This window comes from Meiothermus hypogaeus (genome assembly GCF_003574035.1).
Classification (GTDB): Bacteria; Deinococcota; Deinococci; order Deinococcales; family Thermaceae; genus Meiothermus; species Meiothermus hypogaeus.
The window spans coordinates 1-20353 of sequence record NZ_QWKY01000061.1 but is presented as its reverse complement, the minus strand read 5'-3'; the positions used below and the strand labels follow the sequence as shown (position 1 = coordinate 20353).

The window sequence follows — 20353 nt, the reverse complement described above, 5'->3', positions numbered from 1 at the left end:
GGTCGGCCTGCCGATGGCGGGGTCTTGGGCGCAGGGGAGCAAAGCCCAGGCGGCGCATCCAGCTCCAGGCCCGCCGCGGGTCTACAGGACGTCCCAGCCTCTGGCTGAGCCACTCGGCGGCGTTCCGTATGTTCCAAAGCCCATCCCTGGGATGAGGCTGGAGCAGGGCCTGATAGAAAGCCTCCCGGAGCTCGGGAGATAGGAGAGGGGCCCGGCCTTTGTTCTCGCGCCGGAGGTTCTTCATGGGCAGGTCCTGGTTGTAGCGGTGGATCAGCTGACGAACCCAGCGTTCGCCATAGCCGAGATTGCTGGCGACCTGGGGGATGGACTGACCTTTGGCCAGCAGCCAGAGGGCCTGCCAGCGAGCGCGTTCGACGGGGTCCTGGGACTCGCGATAGAGGGCATGGAGGTTATCCGGATGGTGCCGCAGTTGCAGTTCCAAGCGCGGGCGGCGCTGGTGTTTGGTGAGTTGCATGACACCATACTAATAGATTGAATTTGCGGGATTTCTTATAATCGGTCGGGATCCTTCCGGCTGGCAATGTTGGGTGAACATGGGCATGAAACGTCTGACCAAGCAGCGCAAGGCTGTGCTCGAGGTAGTTCGCAGCGCCAAGGGCCACCACCCCGATGCTGCCTGGGTGTATTCAGAAGTTCGTAAGCTGGTGCCCAGCATCAGCCTGGGCACGGTGTACCGTACCCTCGAGGCCCTCACCGAAGAAGGCTTTCTGATACCTCTTTCCCGCCCGGGGGAGGCCCTGCGCTACGAAGCCAACCTGGACGGCCACCTGCACATGGTCTGTCGCAAGTGCAACCGGTTCTTTGACATCGTGCAGCCCCTGCCCGACCTGCTGAGCGAGGTCAAGGCCCGGTATCCAGGCTACGAGATTGAGGACGTGCAGGTCGAGTACCACGGCATCTGCCCCGAGTGCCGGGCCCAGGGGTAGTTCTACTGCAAAATCAAGCGCACGAGTTCCAAAGGTTTTTCCTGTTGTGGCAGGTGCCCGCAACCCGGAATGATGTGCAGTTTGGCGCCGGGAATCCAGCTTGCCAGGGTTCGGCCCGCCTCAACAGGAATTACAAAGTCCCGCTCACCCCACACAATCAGGGTGGGGGTGGTGAGCTGGCCCAGCCTGGCCGGGCGGGGGTGGCCCAGCAACCCCTCCAGGGCCATCCAGCGAAAAGTCGAGAAATAGGCCCGACGCTGATCATCGCTCCAGACCCGATCCCACACCCGTTCCCGCAAAAACTGGCGGTCTTCGGGGGGCAGGGCATCCAGATTGCCGTAATAGGGCCGCAGGCTTTCATAGGCGGCATCCTGTGAAGCTCGGAAGCTGTTGTAGATTTTTTCACCCTGGCCCGGAATCAAAAACATCATCTGAACCTTACCCAGTTTGCTTCTCACTGGGGGGCCATCCACCAGCACCAGCCGGGCCGCCAGGTCGGGGCGGCGCATAGCCACCCGCAGGGCCACAGCAGCCCCCATCGAGTTCCCCACCAGCACCGCTTGGGGAATTTTCAGGTGCTCCAGAAGCGCCGCCACCGTGTCGGCAAAAAAGTTGAGGGTATAGGCTCGCTTAGGGTGGTCGGAACGGCCAAAGCCCGGCAGGTCGAGGGCCACCACCCGCCCCTGCCCCGCAAGGAGCGGAAAGACCTTTTGCCAGCTATCGGCTTCGTCGCCCAGGCCGTGAATGAGCAGGAAAGTGGGCCCCTGAGACGACGCAACCCCCGAATCGTAGAGGTGCAAGCCGACCCCATTGGCCGCCACTTTGCGCTGGTAGGGTTTCAGATGGTCGGGAACGGTAAATTTGGGTTTCATAAACTCCTGATGGTGGGTTTGTGGGCCCTTTGGTTTCCCTGCAACCGTCACAAGTTGCAGGCCAAAAAGTTGTCGAGGGTCGAGGGTTTCATGGTTCGTTCGCAGGCCATCCACGCGCTCAAGTTTCGATTCCCCTGCTCAAATGGCTTCTACCAGGCGCTGGTAGGCTTCGGGCATGGGGGGCCTGGTGCCTCCATCGGCCCAGCTAAAGCGCAGGTCTATCAGGTGGCCGGGGCCCACACCCATCCCGTTGGGGAACAGAGGGGTGTAATCCAGCGTGCCCCGAACTTCCTCGCCGCCAAAGGTTTGCGCAAAGCGCTCGACCTCGAGGGGATGTCCAAAATGGTAGGCGCAGGTATGGGCCAGCGCCTGCCACAAAAAACGCGGCTTGTGGGGGGGTTCGGCCAGTTCCCCCTTGCGCTGCACAAACACCGAAGCCCGGCCCGGACGCAGCCGTAGGGTGGCTTCCAACACATCGCCCAGAGCTCCAAAGCTCCCCACAAAGGGCCGCACCAGGTCGTAGCCTTGCACGTTCTTCACCGTGAGACCTCCGGCCTGGATGGTATGGCCCCTGGGCGACCTGAACTTGAGCCCCAGCACCTCGCTCCCCACAAAAAAAGTCTGGGCGAAACCGCCCCGTTTGAGCAGGCCATCCAGCCCCCCCGGTAGCTCCACCGGGGGGAACGGCGGGAAAAGCCCCTCGGGCAGGGCCTCCCAGACTTCCAAAAGCCGGGTATCGCCCGTGGCGATAAGGTACTGGTCGGCAGCGGAGACCTTCAGAACCGGCATGTCTTTATGCTATTCGCCCCGGCCTAGCGGAACAACCCACAGCGCAGGGGGTAAGGGTCGGGAATCAGGCCAGGCTGGTCGGCAAGACCCATCGCATAACCGCTTCTGGTCTCGGGCCAGCCCTGCAAATAAGGCTCACCGGTGCGGGCAAAGTGCAGCCACTGAGCCTGAAGCGCCCGGGCCAGGGGCCGGGAACTGTCCAGCGCCTCTGCGGTCAGGAACAAAGCCAGCGAGGGCCAGCTTGTCTCGGTGCCAAAGAGCAAGGGCAGCTCGATGCCGTGGAAACTCCCCAAGAAATCCAGTACCGGCGACGTCCAGGTCACCAAATAACTGTAGGTGGGGGCGTGGCGGGCCTGGGCGGCCCCGGCGGCCAGCGTGGGGCAAAGCAGGATGCGGTCGGTCTGGAAGTAGGCCCAGGCCTCGGCAGGGGAAGCGTAGCGGTTCTGGTAGAGCTGCCGGCCTTGCCCGCCCTGCCCTGGCAGCTTGGACTCGACCCGCTCGGCAAACCCGGCCCAGTCGGAGGGGCCTGCCAGGCGCTCCCCCCAGGTCTCCTGCGCGGTAGCCCCCACAATGAGGGGTATGCCCTCGGCCACGCCCTCGCGTAGCGCCTGGAGGGGTATCTTGTTCAGCCAAACCCCGTCCAGGTGGGGCTTCCAGGGCACCTGGGCGAACTCCCCGGCCTCGACCCGCTGCAACAGCGCCCCGATGCTACGGTCTTCGGGGGGAAAGAGGCGCTCGAGCGGAATCCGGCGCAGGCAGGCCAGGTCGTTCGCACTGCACCCCACCTGGGCAGCCCACCGAGCGCCCCAAGCAAAGCCCTGCTCGAGGGTTCGCACATACTCACACCCGCCCGACTGGATGATGGCCTTGTGAAAAAGCCCTTTGGCGCTGGGGGTTGCCATTAGGGTACAAACCGCCATCCCCCCCGCCGACTGCCCAAACAGGGTCACGTTGCCCGGGTTGCCGCCAAACGCGCTAATATTACGCTGTACCCAGCGCAGGGCCTCGAGCATATCCAGTAGCCCGTAGTTGCCGGTGGAGCCGCGGGGGTCTTCGGCTTGCAGCGCAGGCAAAGCCAGCCAGCCCAGCGAGCCCAGCCGGTAATTGAAGCCCACCACCACCGCCCCCTGTGCGGCCAGTGCGGTGCCGTTGTAGAGAGGTTCGGCCCAGCTTCCGCCGGTGTAGCTTCCCCCATGCACCCAGACCATCACCGGATAGCCCTCCGGTGGGGGCGGCGCCAGGGGCGTCCAGACCCCCAGGTTCAGGCAGTCTTCGCTTTGCGGAGGGATATAGCCGCCCAGCCGGGTGGTAAAAACCCCGCGTTGCGGACAGGCTGGGCCCGGCGCGGTGGCATTGAAGACCCCCTCCAGGCGCAGTACCGGCTCCGGGGCCTTCCAGCGCTCGGCCTGCGCGTAAGGGATACCCAGAAAATATGCCACCTGGGCTTTCTGGTTGAGGCCCCCCTGCAAACGCCCCTGCGGCGTGAGCACCCACACCGGGTGTCCATACGCCATGCCCAGCACAACCACCAGTGCCCAGATGCCGCGCATGGGAGTATTCTGTCGCACTAAAGCTGAAAGTCCAAAGCCGAAGGCCGAGTGTCAGACGAAGTGCAGTTCAACACCAGCCTGGGGGTATCCCACCCAACTAAAGCGCTATTTCTTCAACGCCTAAAGTTTTCAGCCTACCAAAGATACAGCAGTGCAACTTTAAAGGGATAGCGGTCGGAGATGCCCACCTCGAGGGCCACCGGATCCAGGTAGAGCCGCCCCCCCAGGCCATAGGCCACGTTAAAGCCCCCCTCGAGGCCCAGCCCCACATAGCCCGAGATGGCCCCACCGGGAATCTCGAGGCTGGCCACCGGCCCCAGGTGGAAGCCAAACAGGCTGCCCGCCGTGTTGAAGCTCAGGTCAACGCCCAGGCCCGCCGAGAGCGAGAGATCGGCCACCGTCAGGGCCGGTAGCAGGTTGGCCTTGAACAGGGCCCAGACCTCCACATTGTCGAAGCTGGTGGGCACGATGACCTCCACATCCAGCCCGGTGTCAATGCCCAGCGGGCTAAAGGGCAGGCCCAGGCTCCCCTGCGCCATCAGTCCGCGCCCCACCCCAAACCCCACCCCCACAGTGTTTTCTGTATAGGCCGGGGCCTGGGCAAAGGCGAAACCAACCACCAAGGTCAGCAAGGCAACGAGTCGCTTCATGGTTCCTCCAAAATCTGCCTCATCATAACAGGGCCCCTTCAGAGAACCAGTGCCCAGCGCTACGGGGTGTGATGGCCCGTTCTGTTTCGGCTTTCCGCCTGCTCAACGCGTACAGGGCTTGGCCGCATGGTGCTCTATCAGGTACTGCTCGAGGTTGCTCTGCGCGCCCGCAAAGCTCAGGGTCAGGTTCTCGCCCAGGATGCAGTTGCGGTTGGCGTCATCCAGCACCCCTTTGAACTCGGCGGTCTTGCCATCGAACTGCACCGAACCCTTGCTGAAGGCGATGTGGAGAGGGTCGCGGCGAAACTCGGTGGCCTCGAAGCTCAGGGCAAAGGTTTTCTTGAGGTTGCCGAGCGAAGCCAGCGCCCGCATGTTGGTGGCCAGGATGCTGGCAAAGTTGCCACAGCGGGCACGCACCACGGTGCCCCCGGTGGTCACATCCCAGGTCAGGTTCACGGTCTCGCCGCCGCCCCTGGCCACAAGATCGCCCCTGGTGGTGAGGTTGCTGCCAATGTTCCACTCGAGGTTCTTCACTTCAATCAGCCGCCCGGCCCCGGCCTTGTCCAAAAAGGCCGCTATCTTCATCTGGTCGGGCATGTCCAGCACCTTGCGCCCCGTCACACAGCGGCTATCAGGAAAGACCGTGCTGCGGTTCAGGCTAGCCACCACCACATTGTTCACCTTGATGTAACCGATGAGCTTGGTAGGGGCCTCGTAGAGGGCCTCGTTGCTGGCGCTGTAGTGCCCCAGCACGGTCGCCGAGGCCGTGCCACTGGTGGAGCCGTTCCAGTCGAGCAGCAGCTCGGCAGTCTGGCCCTGGGTGGTACGCCAGCGCACCAGATAGTCGTCGCTGTCGGTACGCACACAGCTACCGCTGGTGCAGTCCCAACTGCCCCGGGTCAGGCGGGTCTCGGTAGCCTGTACCGAAACCCCGCCCCCTGGGGCGTCTACCAGGGCCGCACTGGCCGCCCCCGACCCCGGCAACCCCAGCATGCGGCCCAGGTCAATATTGACCGGGGCATTCAGGTTGCGTAAGAAGCCCGCCAGCTCTCCAGGAAGGCTCAGCATCACCTTGCTGGCGCTTTCATCAAAGCTTTTACTGGCCCCGGCGCTCTCGGCTGGAGAGGCCGTTGCATCGCCCCCCCCGGGAGGTGGGTTACCACCCGGCGGGTTCTGGCCCACATTCGAATCTCCACAGCCTGCCAACAAAGCCGCCATAACCAGTACCAGCCAGAAGTTATGTTTCATAGGGGCTCTCTTTCTTTCCTAAAGAAAAATACCCCGGCGGCCCTTCAGATGCGGCTCATGTTTTTGCGGCTGCCTTTAGCCGCACTTAAGAGAAGCAACGCGCTTGCGGCACCGCAGTCTGAGCATTGAAAGCTCCGTTAGCGTCAGGCGCTGATCGGACAGCCAGGGGCACAATCTGCATGTTGGCGAGGCTGCTTCAACTGGTTATCTACACTTTTGTGTAATATTTTTTGGGTGTATTGATATAACCAGTACACGATTTTGTGAGTGTCGCTTATCAAGATATACACACATCGAAATTCTGTTGTTCAGGCCATACTCAAAAAAGGAGGAACTGCCATGTCCAAACTGACCCCCGAGATGAAACTGGAAGCCGAGAAGCTCCGTCGTGAGTGGGAAACCAGCCCCCGCTGGAAAGGCATAAAGCGCGACTATACCGCCGAGGATGTGGTGCGTCTGCGCCCCAGCATTCTGCCCGAGCAGACCTTAGCCAAGGTGGGGGCCGAGCGGCTGTGGGAGCTTTTGCACACCCGCCCCTATGTGAACACCTTTGGGGCCTACACCGGCGCCCAGGCGGTGCAGATGGTGAAGGCCGGCCTCGAGGCCATCTACCTTTCGGGCTGGCAGGTGGCCGCCGACGCCAACCTGGGGGCCCAGACCTACCCGGATCAGTCGCTCTACCCGGCCAACTCGGTTCCGGCGGTGGTCAAGCGCATCAACAATGCCCTGCAACGGGCCGACCAGATTGAGCGCTCGGAGGGCAAAACCGAGCGCTACTGGTACGCCCCCATCGTGGCCGATGCCGAGGCCGGGTTTGGCGGCCCCCTCAACGCCTTCGAGCTGATGAAGGGCATGATCGAGGCCGGCGCTGCCGGGGTGCACTGGGAAGACCAGCTCAGTAGCGAGAAGAAGTGTGGCCACCTGGGCGGAAAGGTGCTCATTCCCACCTCGCAGCACATCCGCACCCTCAACGCCGCCCGGCTGGCCGCCGATGTCGCAGGCGTACCCAGCGTAATCATCTGCCGCACCGACGCCGAAGCCGCCACCCTCTTAACCAGTGACATTGACGAGCGTGACAGACCCTTTGTCAAAGAGGGCGAGCGCACCCCCGAGGGCTTCTATCGGATTCGCAACGGCCTCGAGGCCTGCATCACCCGCAGTCTGGCCTACGCCCCCTATGCCGACCTCCTCTGGATGGAGACCAGCACCCCCGACCTGGAAGTAGCCCGCAAGTTTGCCGAGGCCATCCACCGCGAGTTCCCCGACAAGATGCTGGCCTACAACTGCTCACCCAGCTTCAACTGGAAGAAAAACCTCGACGACGAGACCATCGCCAAGTTCCAGCGTGAGCTGGGGGCCATGGGCTACAAGTTCCAGTTCATCACCCTGGCCGGCTGGCACAACCTCAACTACCGCACTTTCGAGCTGGCCAAGGGCTACAAGGAACGCGGCATGAGCGCTTTTGTGGAGCTGCAGCAGCTCGAGTTCGCCGCCGAAAAAGACGGCTTCACCGCCGTCAAGCACCAGCGCGAGGTAGGGGCGGGCTACTTCGACGAGGTGCTGATGGCCATCACCGCCGGACAGGCCTCTACTGCAGCCCTGGTGGGCTCGACCGAGGAAGCACAGTTCCATTGATTGCTGATTAGCAAATTGCCCATACCTGTAATCAACACTCGCCGTTGCCGGCGGGTGTTTGTACTTTTGTGGGTACCGTCTACCCATAGCGTTTCCGATCTTTGAGGGCGGTTTCAGGAAATAATACCGAATTCAAAAAGACAGTTTAGAAGACCAAAAACCCAGAGGTTGTCTTTTTGAATCCTGGAGCACTCCCCTCCCCGTCGGTCGCGAAAAAAGCATCTACCTTCCCAGGGGCGGTATCGCCCTCCGCTACGCGGATAACTTCGGTCGGGTTGACTCGTTAGCGAACGGTTAACGAATCAATCGAATCCGGTATCACTTTGCGGTAAAGCGGGCGGTAACATCACCATCTAGGAGGCAGTTTACCTCCTCACCACCCTTGGAAGAAACAGGGGCAGCCTATAAGGTTTGCAACCGAAATCGCGCCGCCAAAGCCTGCTGGGCCTGGCGGATACGCCAGAAGACCTGCCGCAGCATCTGCTGCTCGCGGGGGCTGAGGGCTTCCTGGGCCACGCGGTTGGAGGGGAGCTGACCCCGTCCTAAAGCAGCAAGTTGATGCTTCAGGCGCAGGTGGGAAAGGAACAAGAAAGCCTCGCTTAGATCTTCAGCCTCTTCCTTGGGGAGAAGCCGGGCCTCGGCAGCAGCCCGTAAGCGCTCCGGGGTGGGGCGGGCCAAAGAGCCAGCCTCGAGGCCATACACCCGGGCCAGTGCCACGATGGCCGCCAGGCCCCCCTTCTTCAGGTTGATCTGCCCCGCTTCCCAGTGGATGCGGCCTAAAAAGCCCAAGGGCGGGGTAAAGGCCAGGGCCGAGTGGGCCAGGGCGGTGAGGAAAGCACGATTTTTGCTGGCCTGTCGCAGGTAGCCGTGCAAAGGCTCTGGCGAAAGCCCCCCGGCAATCGAGCGGAAATCGAGGAAGACCTGGGCTTCCAGGAGGCGCTCACCTTCGGGTTTTTCCAGCCACTGCTGGAAGCGGGCAGCCCACTCGGACAGGGCATAGCACCACCGATCGGCCATAAAGCCCCCCGGACAAGGGGGGAACCCAGCCTCCAAAAGCCCCTCGAGCACGTCTTGGGCCAAAGCCACAAAGTAGGGCCGGGCCGAGGAGTTTTGGAAGACCAGGGCGTTGTCCTGGTCGGTGAGCAAGGCCTGCTCGGTGCGGCCCTCGGAGCCCAGGGCCAGCCAGGCATAGGGGCAGGGCGGGGGCCCCAGGCGGGCCTCGAACCGGCGCAAGAGGCTGCGGGTGAGGGCGTCGTTCAAAAGGCTCACCTGGCGGGTGATGGCCGGTACGGCGAAGCCGGCGGCGAGCATCTGCCGCACAATGGCGTGAAGCCGCTCGCGGTAGTCCTGCAGGGAGCCCAGGTCGCCCTGCTCGAGGCTCCGCAAAAGCCCCAAGGGGGTCTGGAGCCAGCGGCGCAAAAAGAGCCGGTCGGTGAGGAGGCCCACCACCTGGCTCCCCTCGGTGAGGGGCAGGTGGTGGATACCCTGCTGCTCCAGGTAGGCCAGGGCCTCGTAGAGGGGGCTTGCAGCGGGCAGGGTTTTGGCCGGGGCGCTGGCCACCCGCAGGGCCGGGGTGGAGGGGGAGAGTTCTTCGGCCAGCACCCGGTTGCGCAGGTCACGGTCGGTGAGGATGGCCAGGCCCTCCGGGGTCTGTAGGAGCAAGGCGCTCACCCCGCGCTCGCGCATGCGCCGGGCGGCCTGGGCCACGCTGGCCCCCTCCTCGAGCCACACCGCCGCCTCCGCCGCCTCGCCCGCCGGTTGCCCGAGGTCGGGCAGGCTCAAAGCGGAAGGCTGGAATAGCCTGAGCCGCTCGGCTAGCCGGGCGCTAAAGAAGAGGGCAAAGGAAGGCCTTTCCAGGAGTCGGTGGAAGGCTTCCTTGGCGAGGAGCAAGCACGCCGCCTCGCCCTCGGCCCGCACGGTAAGGCTGGGGGGCTGCTGGCCCAGAAGGGAGGGGTAGCCAAAAGCCTCGCCAGGCTCGAGCCAGGCCACGGCCTGCCCATCCTGTTCCAGGCGCACCTCGCCCCGAAAGACCACATAAAGCCCTTCGGCCTCGGGCTGGGCAGGGGAAAGAATCACCGCGCCCGGCTCAAAGTGCAGGAGACGCAAGGCCCCCTCGAGACCCGCCCAGTCGGCCTCGCTCAAAGTATCGAAAGGGGGGTACTGCTTCAGGAAGCGAGAAAATTCCGAATCCAGCCCGCCACCTCCCTCGCGGTGGGCTCCAGGGCAAAGCTGGCCCTGGCCTCGGTGTAGCGGGCCTCGCCCACCCGCTCGCGCCGCTGTTCCAAAAGGGCCTGGGCAAACGCAACGGGAAACTCGGGGTGTGGCTGCATCCCCAGCACGTTCTCCCCTACCTGAATAATAGCGTGGGGGCTGAATTCGCTTCCCCCCAGCACCAAAGCTCCCGGCGGAAGCACGGTGATCTGATCCTGGCAGGAGAGGATGAGCCAGAGTTCCTTGAGCGCAGGCTCCATCCAGGGGGCCTGCCGGTAGATTGCGAACCGGTGCACCCCCACCCCCCAGCCCAGGGGCCAGCGCTCCACCCGGCCCCCCAGGGCCTGGCCGATCATCTGGTGACCAAAGCAGACCCCCACCAGCCGGCTGGACGAGGCCGCCACCGCCCGCACAAAGTCTTCTAAAGGGGGTATCCAGGGCAGGGGGTCGTAGACCGAGGCGCGAGAGCCTGTAATCAGATAGCCCCCGAAGTCTTCGACCTGGGCCGGATACTGCCCCGTTCGCACGTCGAAGGGGGTGAGGGGCAGGCCCAAAAGCCGCTCGAACATGGCAGGGTAGTCTCCCGCCATGCCCTCCAGGCCCGTTGGAGGGTCGTCGCAGACCAGCACAGCCAGCCTCATAGCCTACGTAGATGATACGACTTGGGCCGGGTGAGCTGCTCGTAGCCCAGCACGGAGAGCGAGCAGCCCCGCCCAGACTCCTTGACCCCCGTCCAGGCCAGGGCGGGATCCAGGTAGTCGCAGCGGTTGAGGAAGACAGTACCGGTCTCTATGGCCTCCCCAAGTGCCAGCGCGGCCCCTTCGTCCCGGCTCCAAATCGAGGCGGTGAGGCCGTAGGGGGAGTCGTTCATGAGCGCCAGGGCTTCCTCGTCGCTTTTTACCGGCATAATGCCCACCACCGGGCCAAAGCTCTCCTCCACCATTATCCGCATCCCGTGGTGCACGTTCACCAGCACCTGCGGGGCCAGGTAGGGCGTGCCCGGCGCGTCGGCAGGGAAGTGGCGGGGGTCTATGAGGGCTTTAGCCCCCTGGGCCACCGCTTCGGCAATCTGGCCCCGCACGAACTCGGCGGCCTCGGTGCGCACCATGGGGCCCAGGGTGGTCTCGAGGTCTAAGGGGTTGCCCAGCTTGAGCTTCAGGGTCTCAGCCACAAAGGCCTCCACGAAGGGCTCGTAAATGGCCTCTTGCACATAGATGCGCTCTACTCCGCAGCAGGACTGGCCGGAGTTGAACATGGCCCCGTCCACCAGGTTCACCGCGCTAAACTCGAGGTCGGCATCTGAGCGCACATAGGCCGGATCCTTTCCCCCCAGCTCCAGGGCCACCCCTTTGAAGTGCCCCGCTGCGGCCCGCTCTACTGCCCGCCCTCCGGCCACCGAGCCGGTAAAGGCCACAAAGGCCACCCGCGGGTCGGCGATGGCCCGGGCCACCAGGTCGTGATCCATGTGCAGGTACTGGAAGACCCCCTCGGGCAGCCCGGCCTCCTGGAAGGCCCAGGCGTAGCGCTCGGCCACCAGGGGGGTCTGGGCGGAATGCTTCAAGAGCACCACGTTCCCGGCCAGGAGGGCGGGCACGATGGTGTTGACTGAGGTCAGGTAGGGGTAGTTCCAGGGTGCCAGCACCAGCACCACGCCCAAAGGCTCGCGCCGGATGAAACGGGTAAAGCCCGGTAGTTCCTCCACCGGCACATCCTGCAGGGCCAGGGGCGCAACGCGGGTCATGTAGCGGGCCCGCTCGACAAAGCCCCCGGTAATCTCCTTGGGACTATAGCGGATAGGGCGGCCCATCTGCCAGGTAAGCTCTTGGGCCACCTCCTCCACCGCCCCAAGCATCACCTCCCCCATTCGGGTTACGATACGCATTCGCTCTTCCAGGGAGGTTTTGGCCCAGGCTTTCTGGGCCTTGGCGGCGCGGGCCAGGGCGGCCTCGAGCTCTTCTGGCTCAGCCAGTTCCCGCTCGGCATAGACCCGCCCATCCACCGGGCTGATGGTTTTTTGAGTGGTCTTGGTCACTGCTGCACTCCTACTCCGGCGTAACGTAGGCCGCGGTGATGCCCCCGTCCACCAACAAGGCCGCCCCGGTCATGAAGGAGGAAGCCGGGCTAGCCAGAAACAAAGCGGCCTGAGCAATCTCGCTGGCCTGGCCGAAACGGCCCATGGGGATGTGCACCAGGCGACGCTGGCGCTTTTCCGGGGTGTCCAGGTACTTCATCAAAAGCTCGGTCTGCAAAGGCCCTGGGCACAGCGCATTAACCCTTATGTTCTCGCGGGCATGGATGACTGCCAGCTCGCGGGTCATGGAAAGCACCGCCCCTTTACTGGCGGTATAGGCCAGTTGCGGCGTGGCCGCGCCCAGGAAGGCCACAAAGGAGGCGGTGTTGATGACCGCGCCCCCCCCGGCTCGGCGCAAGGCGGGGATGCCGTACTTGCAGCCCAAAAAGACCCCCTTCACGTTCACGTCAAAGGTCACATCCCATACGGGCTCGCTGGTGTGGATGGCATCGTCGTCCTCGGCGTGGGAGATGCCGGCGTTGTTGAAGAGGATGTCGAGTTGCCCAAAAGCTTGTTCGGCTTCCTGTATCATGCGCTCAGCATCGGCGGCCTTGGAAACGTCGGCCCGCACGAAGTGGGCCTGGCCCCCTGCGGCCCGGATGCGCTCGGCGGTCTCCTGGCCATTTTCCGAGATGTCCACCGCCACCACCTTAGCCCCCTCGCGGGCAAAGAGCAGGGCCGCCTCGAGGCCAATCCCGCTGGCGGCGCCGGTAATTAGAGCTACCTTGTTGGCTAGTTGCATGAAGCCTCCGAATTAGCTGTTGTATGTCTCATATCGCAGGTCGGGGAGTAAAAGCCTAAACAACCGTCTTCTGGCCTGCAACCCACAATCTCTCTCATATCCGTTCAAAGTACCGCTTGCGCTCCCAGTCGGTCACGGCCCGGTTAAAGGCTTGCCACTCGGTGCGGAAGAAGTGGGTGTAGTGCTCGTGGACGGCCTCGCCCAGTACCCCTTTAGCGAAGGCACTATGGGCAAAGCCCTCCACCGCCTCGCCCAGGGTGTAGGGCACCCGGGGCAGATGGCGGGCCTGGTAGATGTCGCCCTGGAAGATGGGGGGCGGGGTGAGGCCCTGTTCTATGCCCGCGAGCCCCGAGGCCAAGGCTGCGGCTAGGGCCAGGTAGGGGTTCAAATCGGCCCCGCCAATGCGGCACTCGATGCGCAGCGAACTACCGTGCCCTACTACGCGGAATCCGGCGGTACGGTTGTCGTAGCTCCAGGCCAGCCGGGTAGGGGCCCAGGAGCCGTCCTCGTAACGTTTGTAAGAGTTCACCGTTGGGGCGTAAAAAGGCATCAGGTCGGGTACGTGGGCAATCCAGCCCGCCAGAAACTGCCCGAAAACTGTTGACCCTCGGATCGGCCCGTAGCTTTCCTCTCCCGCAAAGGCGTTCTGCCCGTCCTTCCACAGCGAAAGGTGGACGTGGCAGGAGGAGCCCGCCTGGCCGTGGTGGGGCTTGGCCATGAAGGTTACCGAGAGGCCCATGCTGTCGGCAATTTCCTTGAGGCACTGTTTGAACAGGACGTGCCGGTCAGCCATTTCCAGGGCCTCGGCGTAGCGCACATTCACCTCGTGCTGCCCCAGGCCCCACTCCCCCTTGGAGTTCTCCACCGGGATCCCCGAGGCTTTGAGGTGGCGTCGCGCCGCTGCGGTAAAGGGCTCCTCCCGGGTGCCCTGCAACAGGTGATAGTCCTCCAGGTAGTAGCCAGCGGGCTCGAGCCCCGCGTAGCCCTGCCGGTGGGCCTCAGCGTAAGCGACCCGGTACAAGTAGTACTCCAGCTCCGAGGCCGCCATCACCGTGTAACCCAGGGCTTTGGCCCGCTCGAGCTGCCGCCTCAGGAGGGTGCGGGGGGCTACCTCCACGAGCCGGTGGGTGCGCTCGTCTTCCAAGTCGCAGAGGACGATGGCGCTTTTCTCGAGCCAGCTTGCAGGCCGCAAGGTGGAGAGGTCGGGCACCAGGTGAAAGTCGCCATAGCCCAGCTCCCAGTTGGCAAAGCGGTAGCCCTGCACCGGCTCCATCTCCATGTCGGTAGTGAGCAGGTAGTCGCAGCCGTGAGTGCCGTGCAGGGCTACCTGCTCTACAAAGAACTCGGCCTCGAAGCGCTTGCCCATGAGCCGCCCATAGTGGTCGGCGAAGGCCACCAGCACGGTCTCGATCTCGCCAGCATTTACCTTTTGCGCCAGCCAGTTGAGTTTTTCTTCGGCGCTTTGCGCCATTCATAACCTCCTTGCGTTCCCAGTCCTGCGCCGAAGCCTCATCGGCAGCGGGTGGGCTTCTTCGCAGCACAAAGCGTGCGCGTCTGCTATCGGGGCCCCCACGGTAAGCGTCAAAGCTTACAAGGGCTCACCGCTTAACCGGGCATCGTCGTCCGACAAACTTACCTTAGGATGAGCCTAGCGAATCTCCCGCTGCGCCTCGGCAATAAGGGCGGCCTCCTCCTCGGGGGCCTGGGCCACCAAGCGGAAGCGGCTGTAGAACCAGTAGTAGGCCATCATCAGCACCACGAAGACGGCGGTGCCCACCACCCCGGGGCGGTAGCTCTCCACCGCGAAGGTAGCCGCCAGGCAGACCAGGGCCAGAATAGCCCCCACCCAGGCCCCCGCCACGCCCAGCGGGCTCTTGTAGGGCCTGGGCAGATCGGGGCGGGTACGGGCTAAGCGGATGTAGGCGAACATTACCATAGCGTAGGAGATGACTGCGCCGAAGACGGCCATGTTGAGGAGCGCGGCCCCAACGCTATCGGAGAAGGTGCTGATGAGAATACACATAAAAAAGCCCACCACCGCGCCCAGAATCAGGGCGTAGTGCGGGGTGTGGTAGCGACTCACAATGGAAAGCCCGGTGGGCAAGTAGCCAGCCCGTGAAAGGGCAAAGATGAGCCGACCATAGGCGTAGATGATGGCATGGAAGCTGGCTACCAGGCCGGTGATGGCGATCAGGGTCAGGAAGGTACTGGTCGCCGCATCGCCAAACACCGCCTTGAAGCCTAGTTCCAGGGGGGCGCCCGACTCCCCCACCTCCTTTGCCCCAGCTACCCCGGTGTTGAGGATCAGGGTCAGCACCGAGAGCACCAGCAGGGTAACGATGCCCAGGATGAGCGCCCGGGGCATATCCCGCACCACATCATGCGACTCCTCGGCGGCCAGAGGAAGCTGCTCGATGGCCAGGTAGAACCAGATGGCAAAGGGCAGGGCTGCAAAAACCCCGTACCAGCCAAAGGGGAGGAAGCTCGAGCCCCCCTCCGCAGGCGCAATGTTGAAGACCTTGTCCCAGCTAAACGCCCCGGAGAAACCTGCAGCCACGTAGAAAAAGACCAGCACTGCGAGCGCCAGCAAAGTCACGATCAGCGAGATCCGGAGGGTGAGGGCCGTACCCCGGATGTTGATACCCACAAACAGGGTATAAAAGGCCGCCCACCAGATCCAGGCCGGTACCCCAGGAATAAGAGCGTTCATGTACCCCGCAATGCCCACCACAATCACGGCCGGGGTAATCACGTACTCGATGAGATCGGTGACCCCGTTCAGGTAAGCCCAGTTGGGCCCAAAGGCGTTGCGGGTAAAGGAGTAAAAGCCTCCGGCGTGGGGCAGGGCCGTAGAGAGCTCGGCGATGGAAAGCACCATGGTTACGTACATCACCGCTACCACGATGGTGGCCAGCAAAAGCCCACCGAAGCCCCCTGCGGCCAGCCCAAAGTTCCAGCCGAAGAAGTCGCCTGAGATAACCGCCCCCACCCCCAGGCCCCATAAAAGCACCCAGCCCGCGCTCTTGCGCAGGCGCCGCTTCTCCAGATAGGTGTTATCAACATCTACGTAGTGTGCCCCACGTACTTCTTTGGATTTGTTATTCATGTGAGCCACCTCCCACCAGCTCGCTTCAGGCCCGTTCGTGTGAAACCCGCAAACAGATAAGTTTTGCCAGCTCTTTCACCCCCTCTTCCAGACCCTCGGAAGTCTCGGCTCCAAAACACAGCCGGAAGTGCATGGTCTCGTCGGCCTGTACCAAGAACACCTCGCCCGGGGTAATGGCAACTCCCTGGGCCAGGGCCTGGTGGTGCAGCTCGAGGTTCGAAAATAGCCGAGGCAAACTGACCCAGCAGGAAAACCCTCCTTCGGGATGACTCCAACGCACGCCTTCGGGCATGTGGCGCTTTAGAGCCTGCAACAACACATCCCGGCGCTTCTTGTAAATGGGAATGACCTGCCTCAGGTGTTGCTTGAGGCCGCCCTGGCGGATGAACTGGGCCGCAGTTCGCTGCAACAGGGGCGGGGGGCCCGTGATATCGGAGACGTTGTGCAAGGCAGTGAAGCGCTCGAGCAGGACCGGTGGCGCCACCAGATAACCAATGCGCAGCCCCGGCATCAGCGCCTTAGATAGGCTGGCCAGATGAACAACCCGATCCTCCAGGCCCATCTTTTGCGCCAGGGCCAAAAGCGGGGTAGGTGGAATCTTCTCGTAGCTCAAAAGACCCAGGGTATCGTCTTCGACCAGGGTAAAACCGTAGGTCTGGCCCAGCTCCAGAAGCCGCTTGAGCCGCTCTTCATGGAAGCGCAGCCCGGTGGGGTTGTGGTAGCTGGGGATGGTGTAGTAAAAGCGCGGGCGATGGCGTTTCAGAAGGGCCTCGAGCTCCTCCAACCGGGGGCCCTCTGCATCCAAGGGCACCGGCAGGGGCTTGAGGCGGAACTGCTTGAGAATGCCCAACAAACCCAGGTAGGTGGGCTCTTCTAGAAGCACCTCTTCACCAGGTTCCGCCAGGGCCCGGCAGACCAGGGCCAGCCCCTGCAATCCACCGACCGTGACCAGTACCTCCTCGGGGTCGGCCCTCACGCCACGCTGCTCTAGCAGCTCGCTGAGAGAGACCCTGAGCTCCGGCTCCCCCATCACCGAGCCATAGCCAAACACCTCTCTAGCCAGGGGCTTGAACGCCTCCAGGCAAGCCCAAAAAGCCTCGTAAGGGAAGAGCGCCGGATCGGCGGTAGCCAGGGCCAGGTTGTGCAGCACCCGGGTGTGCTGCAACCGGTGCAGGTCAGAGAGCACCGAGTCGGGCTCCAATCGCTCACCAAAGCTGGGCTGCGCGGTGGGCTGGGCTTGCGAACTCACAAAAGTACCCCGCCCCACTACTGACTCGATCAGCCCATCGGTTTGTAGCTCACGGTAGGCGTTGTGAATGGTGAGGCGGGTGGTGCCGACCTCACGGGCCAGGGCCCGTACCGTGGGCAGGCGGGTACCAGGGGGTAACTCGCCCTTGGCAATGCGAGTGCGAAACTCCTCAGCTATATGACGGTACAACGCCATGTGTTTGTCATGCCGAAGCTTGACCCGCATCCCAATGGACCCTCCTTTGGATGGATGGCATTATATGCACAAGGTTAAGCTGGGGGAAAGGTACAAGTGGGCAGATTGTGCTAGGACAATTATATATGTTTGTATACAAATACTAAACTATTTTATGTTTTTATATAAGTCTTTTTGCAGGCGAGAAGACGATGTCCTTGTTGCAATTCTTATCTACCCGAACAGCACAACCCGGGTTCACCGAGCTCAAGCCAAGCCCTCGAGCCCCTCGACCACCTCTGCCCAGCGGCTGAAGGCCTGCTCGAGGGCAGCCTCGAGCCGGTGCTGCTCCTGGGCAATCTGGGCATACTCGCTGTGGTGCAATCCCGGCTGGTTGGCCCGGGCCAGAACCGTCTGGACTTGAGCCTCGAGTTCAGCAATTTGGGCTTCCAGGCGTTCTTTTTCGCGCTCCAGGTGCCAGCGTCCCCTGGCCCTGGGGGGCTTCGGATGCTGCGTTTCGACCCTGGAAGTCGGCCGCTCGAGTTTCCTGGGCACCACCTCCGTCTTGCGGCGCTCCAGGTATTCGCTGGGCGGGGCCGGGTAGTCGGCGAACTGGCCCTCAAAAACGTGCCAGGTGCGCGTAGCCAGCCGATCGAGGAAGGCCAGGTCGTGTGAGACCAGCAAGAGGGTGCCGGGATAATCCAGCAGGGCCTGCTCGAGGGCCTCCACCGTCTCGAGGTCGAGGTGGTTGGTGGGCTCGTCCAGTACCAGCAGGTTGGCCTGCTGCAACGAGAGCGAGAGCAGGGCCAGCCGGGCCCGCTCCCCCCCCGAAAGGCTCTTCACCTGCTTGAACTGGGCCTCGTAGGGAAACATCCAGGCTCCCAAAGCGGCATGGGCCTTCTCGCCCAGCATGCGGTAGAGCGTCTCGAACAGGGTGAGTTCGGGGTCGAAGCCCGAGAGTCTCTGGTCATAGTAGCCAATCCGCACCCCCGGCCCGGTTTTGACCCGCCCCGCCGGGTGGTCGGAGGGCAGCAGCCCCAGGAGCACCTTGAGCAGGGTGGTCTTGCCCGCCCCGTTGGGGCCGATAACGGCAATGCGCTCGCCATTCCGAACCAGCAGGCCAGGAACATGGAAGAGTTCGCGTCCCCCGAAGTTTTTTTGTAAATTCCACCCTTCCAAAACCCGCTCAGCGGTCACCTTCTTCTCCACCGGAAAGCGGATCCGCATCGCAGGGTCGTCCACATCAGGAGCCTGGACGGTTTCTTCTAAGAACTGCTCCATGCGGGCTTCCAGGCTGTGAAGCCGCTTGGCGTGTTTGGCGCTGCTGTGGGCCCAGCGCTGGGCCTGCTCCAGAATCTCCTCGCGCCGCTCTTTCTCTTTGAGCCAGTTGGCGTATTCGCGGGCTTCCTGTTCTTCTTGTAGGGCCCGCTCACGGCGGAAAGCCGTGTAGTTGCCTTCATAAAGCCTGAGCCTGCCCTTGCGCAGCCAGGCCACGCGCTCTGTGACCTGGTCGAGAAACTGCCGGTCGTGCGAGACCGTGACGGTAGCCCCCCCGAACGATCGTAAAAAATTGACCAGCCAGGCCACCATCTCGAGGTCGAGGTGGTTGGTGGGCTCGTCCAACAGCAGGGCATCCGACCCCGATAAGAGCAGCGCCCCCAGCGCCAGCCGCCGGGTCTCGCCCCCGGAGAGCACACTGGCTTTTTCCTGTTCTCGCCCCTCGAAGCGAAGCCCCTTCAGCACAGCCTCGTAGCGGGCGCGCTGCTGATAGCCCCCAATGGCCTCGAAACGCTCGTGCAGCTCTTCCCAGCGATGGTAAACCTCGGGATCGGCCAGGCTGGTTTCCAACCGGGCTAGTTCGGCTTCCATGGCCTGTACCCGGGCAAAACCACGCTTGAGCACGGTTTCTACGGTGTCGCTGGGGCTGTACTGGGGGTCTTGGGGCAGAAGCTCCAGGTGCACCCCCTCGGTGCGGTGAACACGCCCCGAGCTCGGCTGGAGTTCCCCCATCAAAAGGCGCATCAGGGTGGTCTTGCCCGAGCCATTGGCCCCCACCAGGGCCAGACGATCGCCGTGGCGCAGTTCCAGGCTCACCCCGTTCAGCAAGTCGCGTGCGCCCAGGGTATATTCGATATTCTCAGCAAAAACAATCCGCACAACCGCCAGTTTAGCAAGCGGGGCACTTTCGAAAACTCACCAGGGTTGCTCAAACCCTAGGCTGAACCGCTCATTGGTTCTTCCGGATCATCCTTAGACCGCGTAAAGCTACCACCAGGCTTACCAGTAGAAAAGCCCAGAACCCTTTTCCAGTGGGCCAGAAGGCAATCAGGGCATAGATATACCCCACCAGGGCCCCTACCGGAATGGGATACCAACCACCCCGATGGTTTTTCCAGTACAACTGCCAGTACAGGCCCGCCACAGCCAAACCAATCCCTACGGCCATCAGCGTACCGGCGGGATACAAAAAGCCAAAAAACCCCAAAGTGGGGGCAATACCACCCCCACCCCGAAAGCCGAAATAGAGCGGCCAGTTATGGCCCGCCACCACCGCCACCCCCATCAGGGGCATGGCCCAGGGCGCCTGGGCCCACTGGCTCAGGTAGGCCACCAGAACCCCCTTGAGCACATCGGCCAGTGCCACCGCAATACCCCACTTGGGCCCTAATTGACGAAAAGTCCCGCTGGCACCGGGGGTGTCCCGTTCGGCCAGATTGAAACCCCGGATAATCCCGGCAATGCGCCCAAAGCTGAGCGAACCCACCAGATAGGCCAGCACCACCCACACCAGGTCCATAGCAACCGCTTTCTATGGTAAACGGTTTGGGTGACAACCGTTGAGCTGCCCAAGACCGGAAGCAAGCCCGAAAAAAGGTTGATTCAAGGCCCAGACCAGCAACCTTCTATTACGTTGATGTAGCCAGTTCTGTACCCTGGGCAGCAGCATGGCGCCATCGTCAAGTAAAGGTGCCCCTGGGGCCTTGACTCATCTAAAGAATTCGGTTGAGTAACGAAGTGGTGTGATGATGGGTAAAAACCAACATTTTGGAGAGGATTGGTTTGAAAGCCGTTGCCAAGCAGAGAGGGAATGTTGTATTGGACGGTGACG

Annotated in this window: 17 protein-coding genes; 2 read left to right on the top strand and 15 right to left on the bottom strand. The window is 62.8% G+C overall.

Features of this window, described 5'->3' with window-relative positions; all coding sequences use genetic code 11:
* Positions 1–475, bottom strand: a 475-nt coding sequence (locus Mhypo_RS13450; protein ID WP_119341806.1) for a helix-turn-helix domain-containing protein, incomplete at its 3' end; no start/stop codon positions are given.
* A 79-nt stretch (positions 476–554) separates the two neighbouring features.
* Between Mhypo_RS13450 and perR the strand changes: the two genes are divergently transcribed.
* Entirely contained in the window at positions 555–947 is a 393-nt protein-coding gene (gene perR, locus Mhypo_RS13445) for a manganese-dependent transcriptional regulator PerR (protein WP_170148303.1), read from the top strand.
* Between the two features lie 2 nt (positions 948–949).
* Here perR and Mhypo_RS13440 read toward each other — a convergent pair whose 3' ends face one another.
* From Mhypo_RS13440 to Mhypo_RS13420, 5 genes are all read right to left on the bottom strand, one after another.
* Positions 950–1819 carry an alpha/beta fold hydrolase gene (locus Mhypo_RS13440; protein ID WP_119341805.1) on the bottom strand — a complete coding sequence of 290 codons (870 nt, stop codon included), beginning with the start codon at positions 1817–1819 and terminating at the stop codon, positions 950–952.
* Positions 1820–1957: 138 nt separating this feature from the next.
* On the bottom strand, positions 1958–2608 hold the full coding sequence (locus Mhypo_RS13435) for a DUF5639 domain-containing protein (protein ID WP_119341804.1): 651 nt from the start codon (positions 2606–2608) through the stop codon (positions 1958–1960).
* Between the two features lie 23 nt (positions 2609–2631).
* Positions 2632–4158 carry a carboxylesterase/lipase family protein gene (locus Mhypo_RS13430; RefSeq protein ID WP_119341803.1) on the bottom strand — a complete coding sequence of 509 codons (1527 nt, stop codon included), beginning with the start codon at positions 4156–4158 and terminating at the stop codon, positions 2632–2634.
* 134 nt (positions 4159–4292) lie between these two features.
* Entirely contained in the window at positions 4293–4808 is a 516-nt protein-coding gene (locus tag Mhypo_RS13425) for a bioflim formation protein (RefSeq protein WP_119341802.1), read from the bottom strand.
* A 102-nt stretch (positions 4809–4910) separates the two neighbouring features.
* A complete protein-coding gene (locus tag Mhypo_RS13420) occupies positions 4911–6056 on the bottom strand; it encodes a hypothetical protein (protein ID WP_119341801.1) in 1146 nt (381 codons plus the stop codon).
* 339 nt (positions 6057–6395) lie between these two features.
* On the opposite strand from Mhypo_RS13420, the gene aceA reads away from it, so the two are divergent.
* Positions 6396–7691 (top strand): isocitrate lyase, encoded by a 1296-nt coding sequence (gene aceA, locus Mhypo_RS13415; protein ID WP_119341800.1) that lies wholly within the window; start codon positions 6396–6398, stop codon positions 7689–7691.
* 402 nt (positions 7692–8093) lie between these two features.
* On the opposite strand, the gene Mhypo_RS13410 is transcribed toward aceA, so the two are convergent.
* From Mhypo_RS13410 to Mhypo_RS13370, 9 genes are all read right to left on the bottom strand, one after another.
* The gene (locus Mhypo_RS13410; protein ID WP_119341799.1) at positions 8094–9833 is read right to left on the bottom strand and encodes a DUF294 nucleotidyltransferase-like domain-containing protein; all 1740 of its coding nucleotides are present in this window, start codon (positions 9831–9833) and stop codon (positions 8094–8096) included.
* Between the two features lie 23 nt (positions 9834–9856).
* Positions 9857–10543 carry a glutamine amidotransferase-related protein gene (locus tag Mhypo_RS13405; RefSeq protein WP_119341798.1) on the bottom strand — a complete coding sequence of 229 codons (687 nt, stop codon included), beginning with the start codon at positions 10541–10543 and terminating at the stop codon, positions 9857–9859.
* Positions 10540–11934: an aldehyde dehydrogenase family protein gene (locus Mhypo_RS13400; RefSeq protein ID WP_119341797.1), complete on the bottom strand. Its 1395-nt coding sequence runs from the start codon at positions 11932–11934 to the stop codon at positions 10540–10542. Before Mhypo_RS13400 ends, Mhypo_RS13405 begins: the two co-directional genes overlap by 4 nt.
* A gap of 10 nt (positions 11935–11944) precedes the next feature.
* A complete protein-coding gene (locus Mhypo_RS13395) occupies positions 11945–12715 on the bottom strand; it encodes a glucose 1-dehydrogenase (protein ID WP_119341796.1) in 771 nt (256 codons plus the stop codon).
* Between the two features lie 94 nt (positions 12716–12809).
* Positions 12810–14186, bottom strand: a complete 1377-nt coding sequence (locus tag Mhypo_RS13390; RefSeq protein ID WP_119341795.1) for a glutamine synthetase family protein — start codon at positions 14184–14186, stop codon at positions 12810–12812.
* A 177-nt stretch (positions 14187–14363) separates the two neighbouring features.
* Entirely contained in the window at positions 14364–15821 is a 1458-nt protein-coding gene (gene eat, locus Mhypo_RS13385) for an ethanolamine permease (RefSeq protein ID WP_119341794.1), read from the bottom strand.
* A 25-nt stretch (positions 15822–15846) separates the two neighbouring features.
* Positions 15847–17295, bottom strand: a complete 1449-nt coding sequence (locus Mhypo_RS13380) for an aminotransferase-like domain-containing protein (protein WP_240637255.1) — start codon at positions 17293–17295, stop codon at positions 15847–15849.
* A 216-nt stretch (positions 17296–17511) separates the two neighbouring features.
* Positions 17512–19401, bottom strand: coding sequence for a ribosomal protection-like ABC-F family protein (gene abc-f / locus Mhypo_RS13375; protein WP_119341792.1), 1890 nt, complete (start codon positions 19399–19401; stop codon positions 17512–17514).
* 70 nt (positions 19402–19471) lie between these two features.
* Positions 19472–20041 carry a glycerol-3-phosphate acyltransferase gene (locus tag Mhypo_RS13370; protein WP_119341791.1) on the bottom strand — a complete coding sequence of 190 codons (570 nt, stop codon included), beginning with the start codon at positions 20039–20041 and terminating at the stop codon, positions 19472–19474.
* Between the last annotated feature and the right edge of the window lie 312 nt (positions 20042–20353).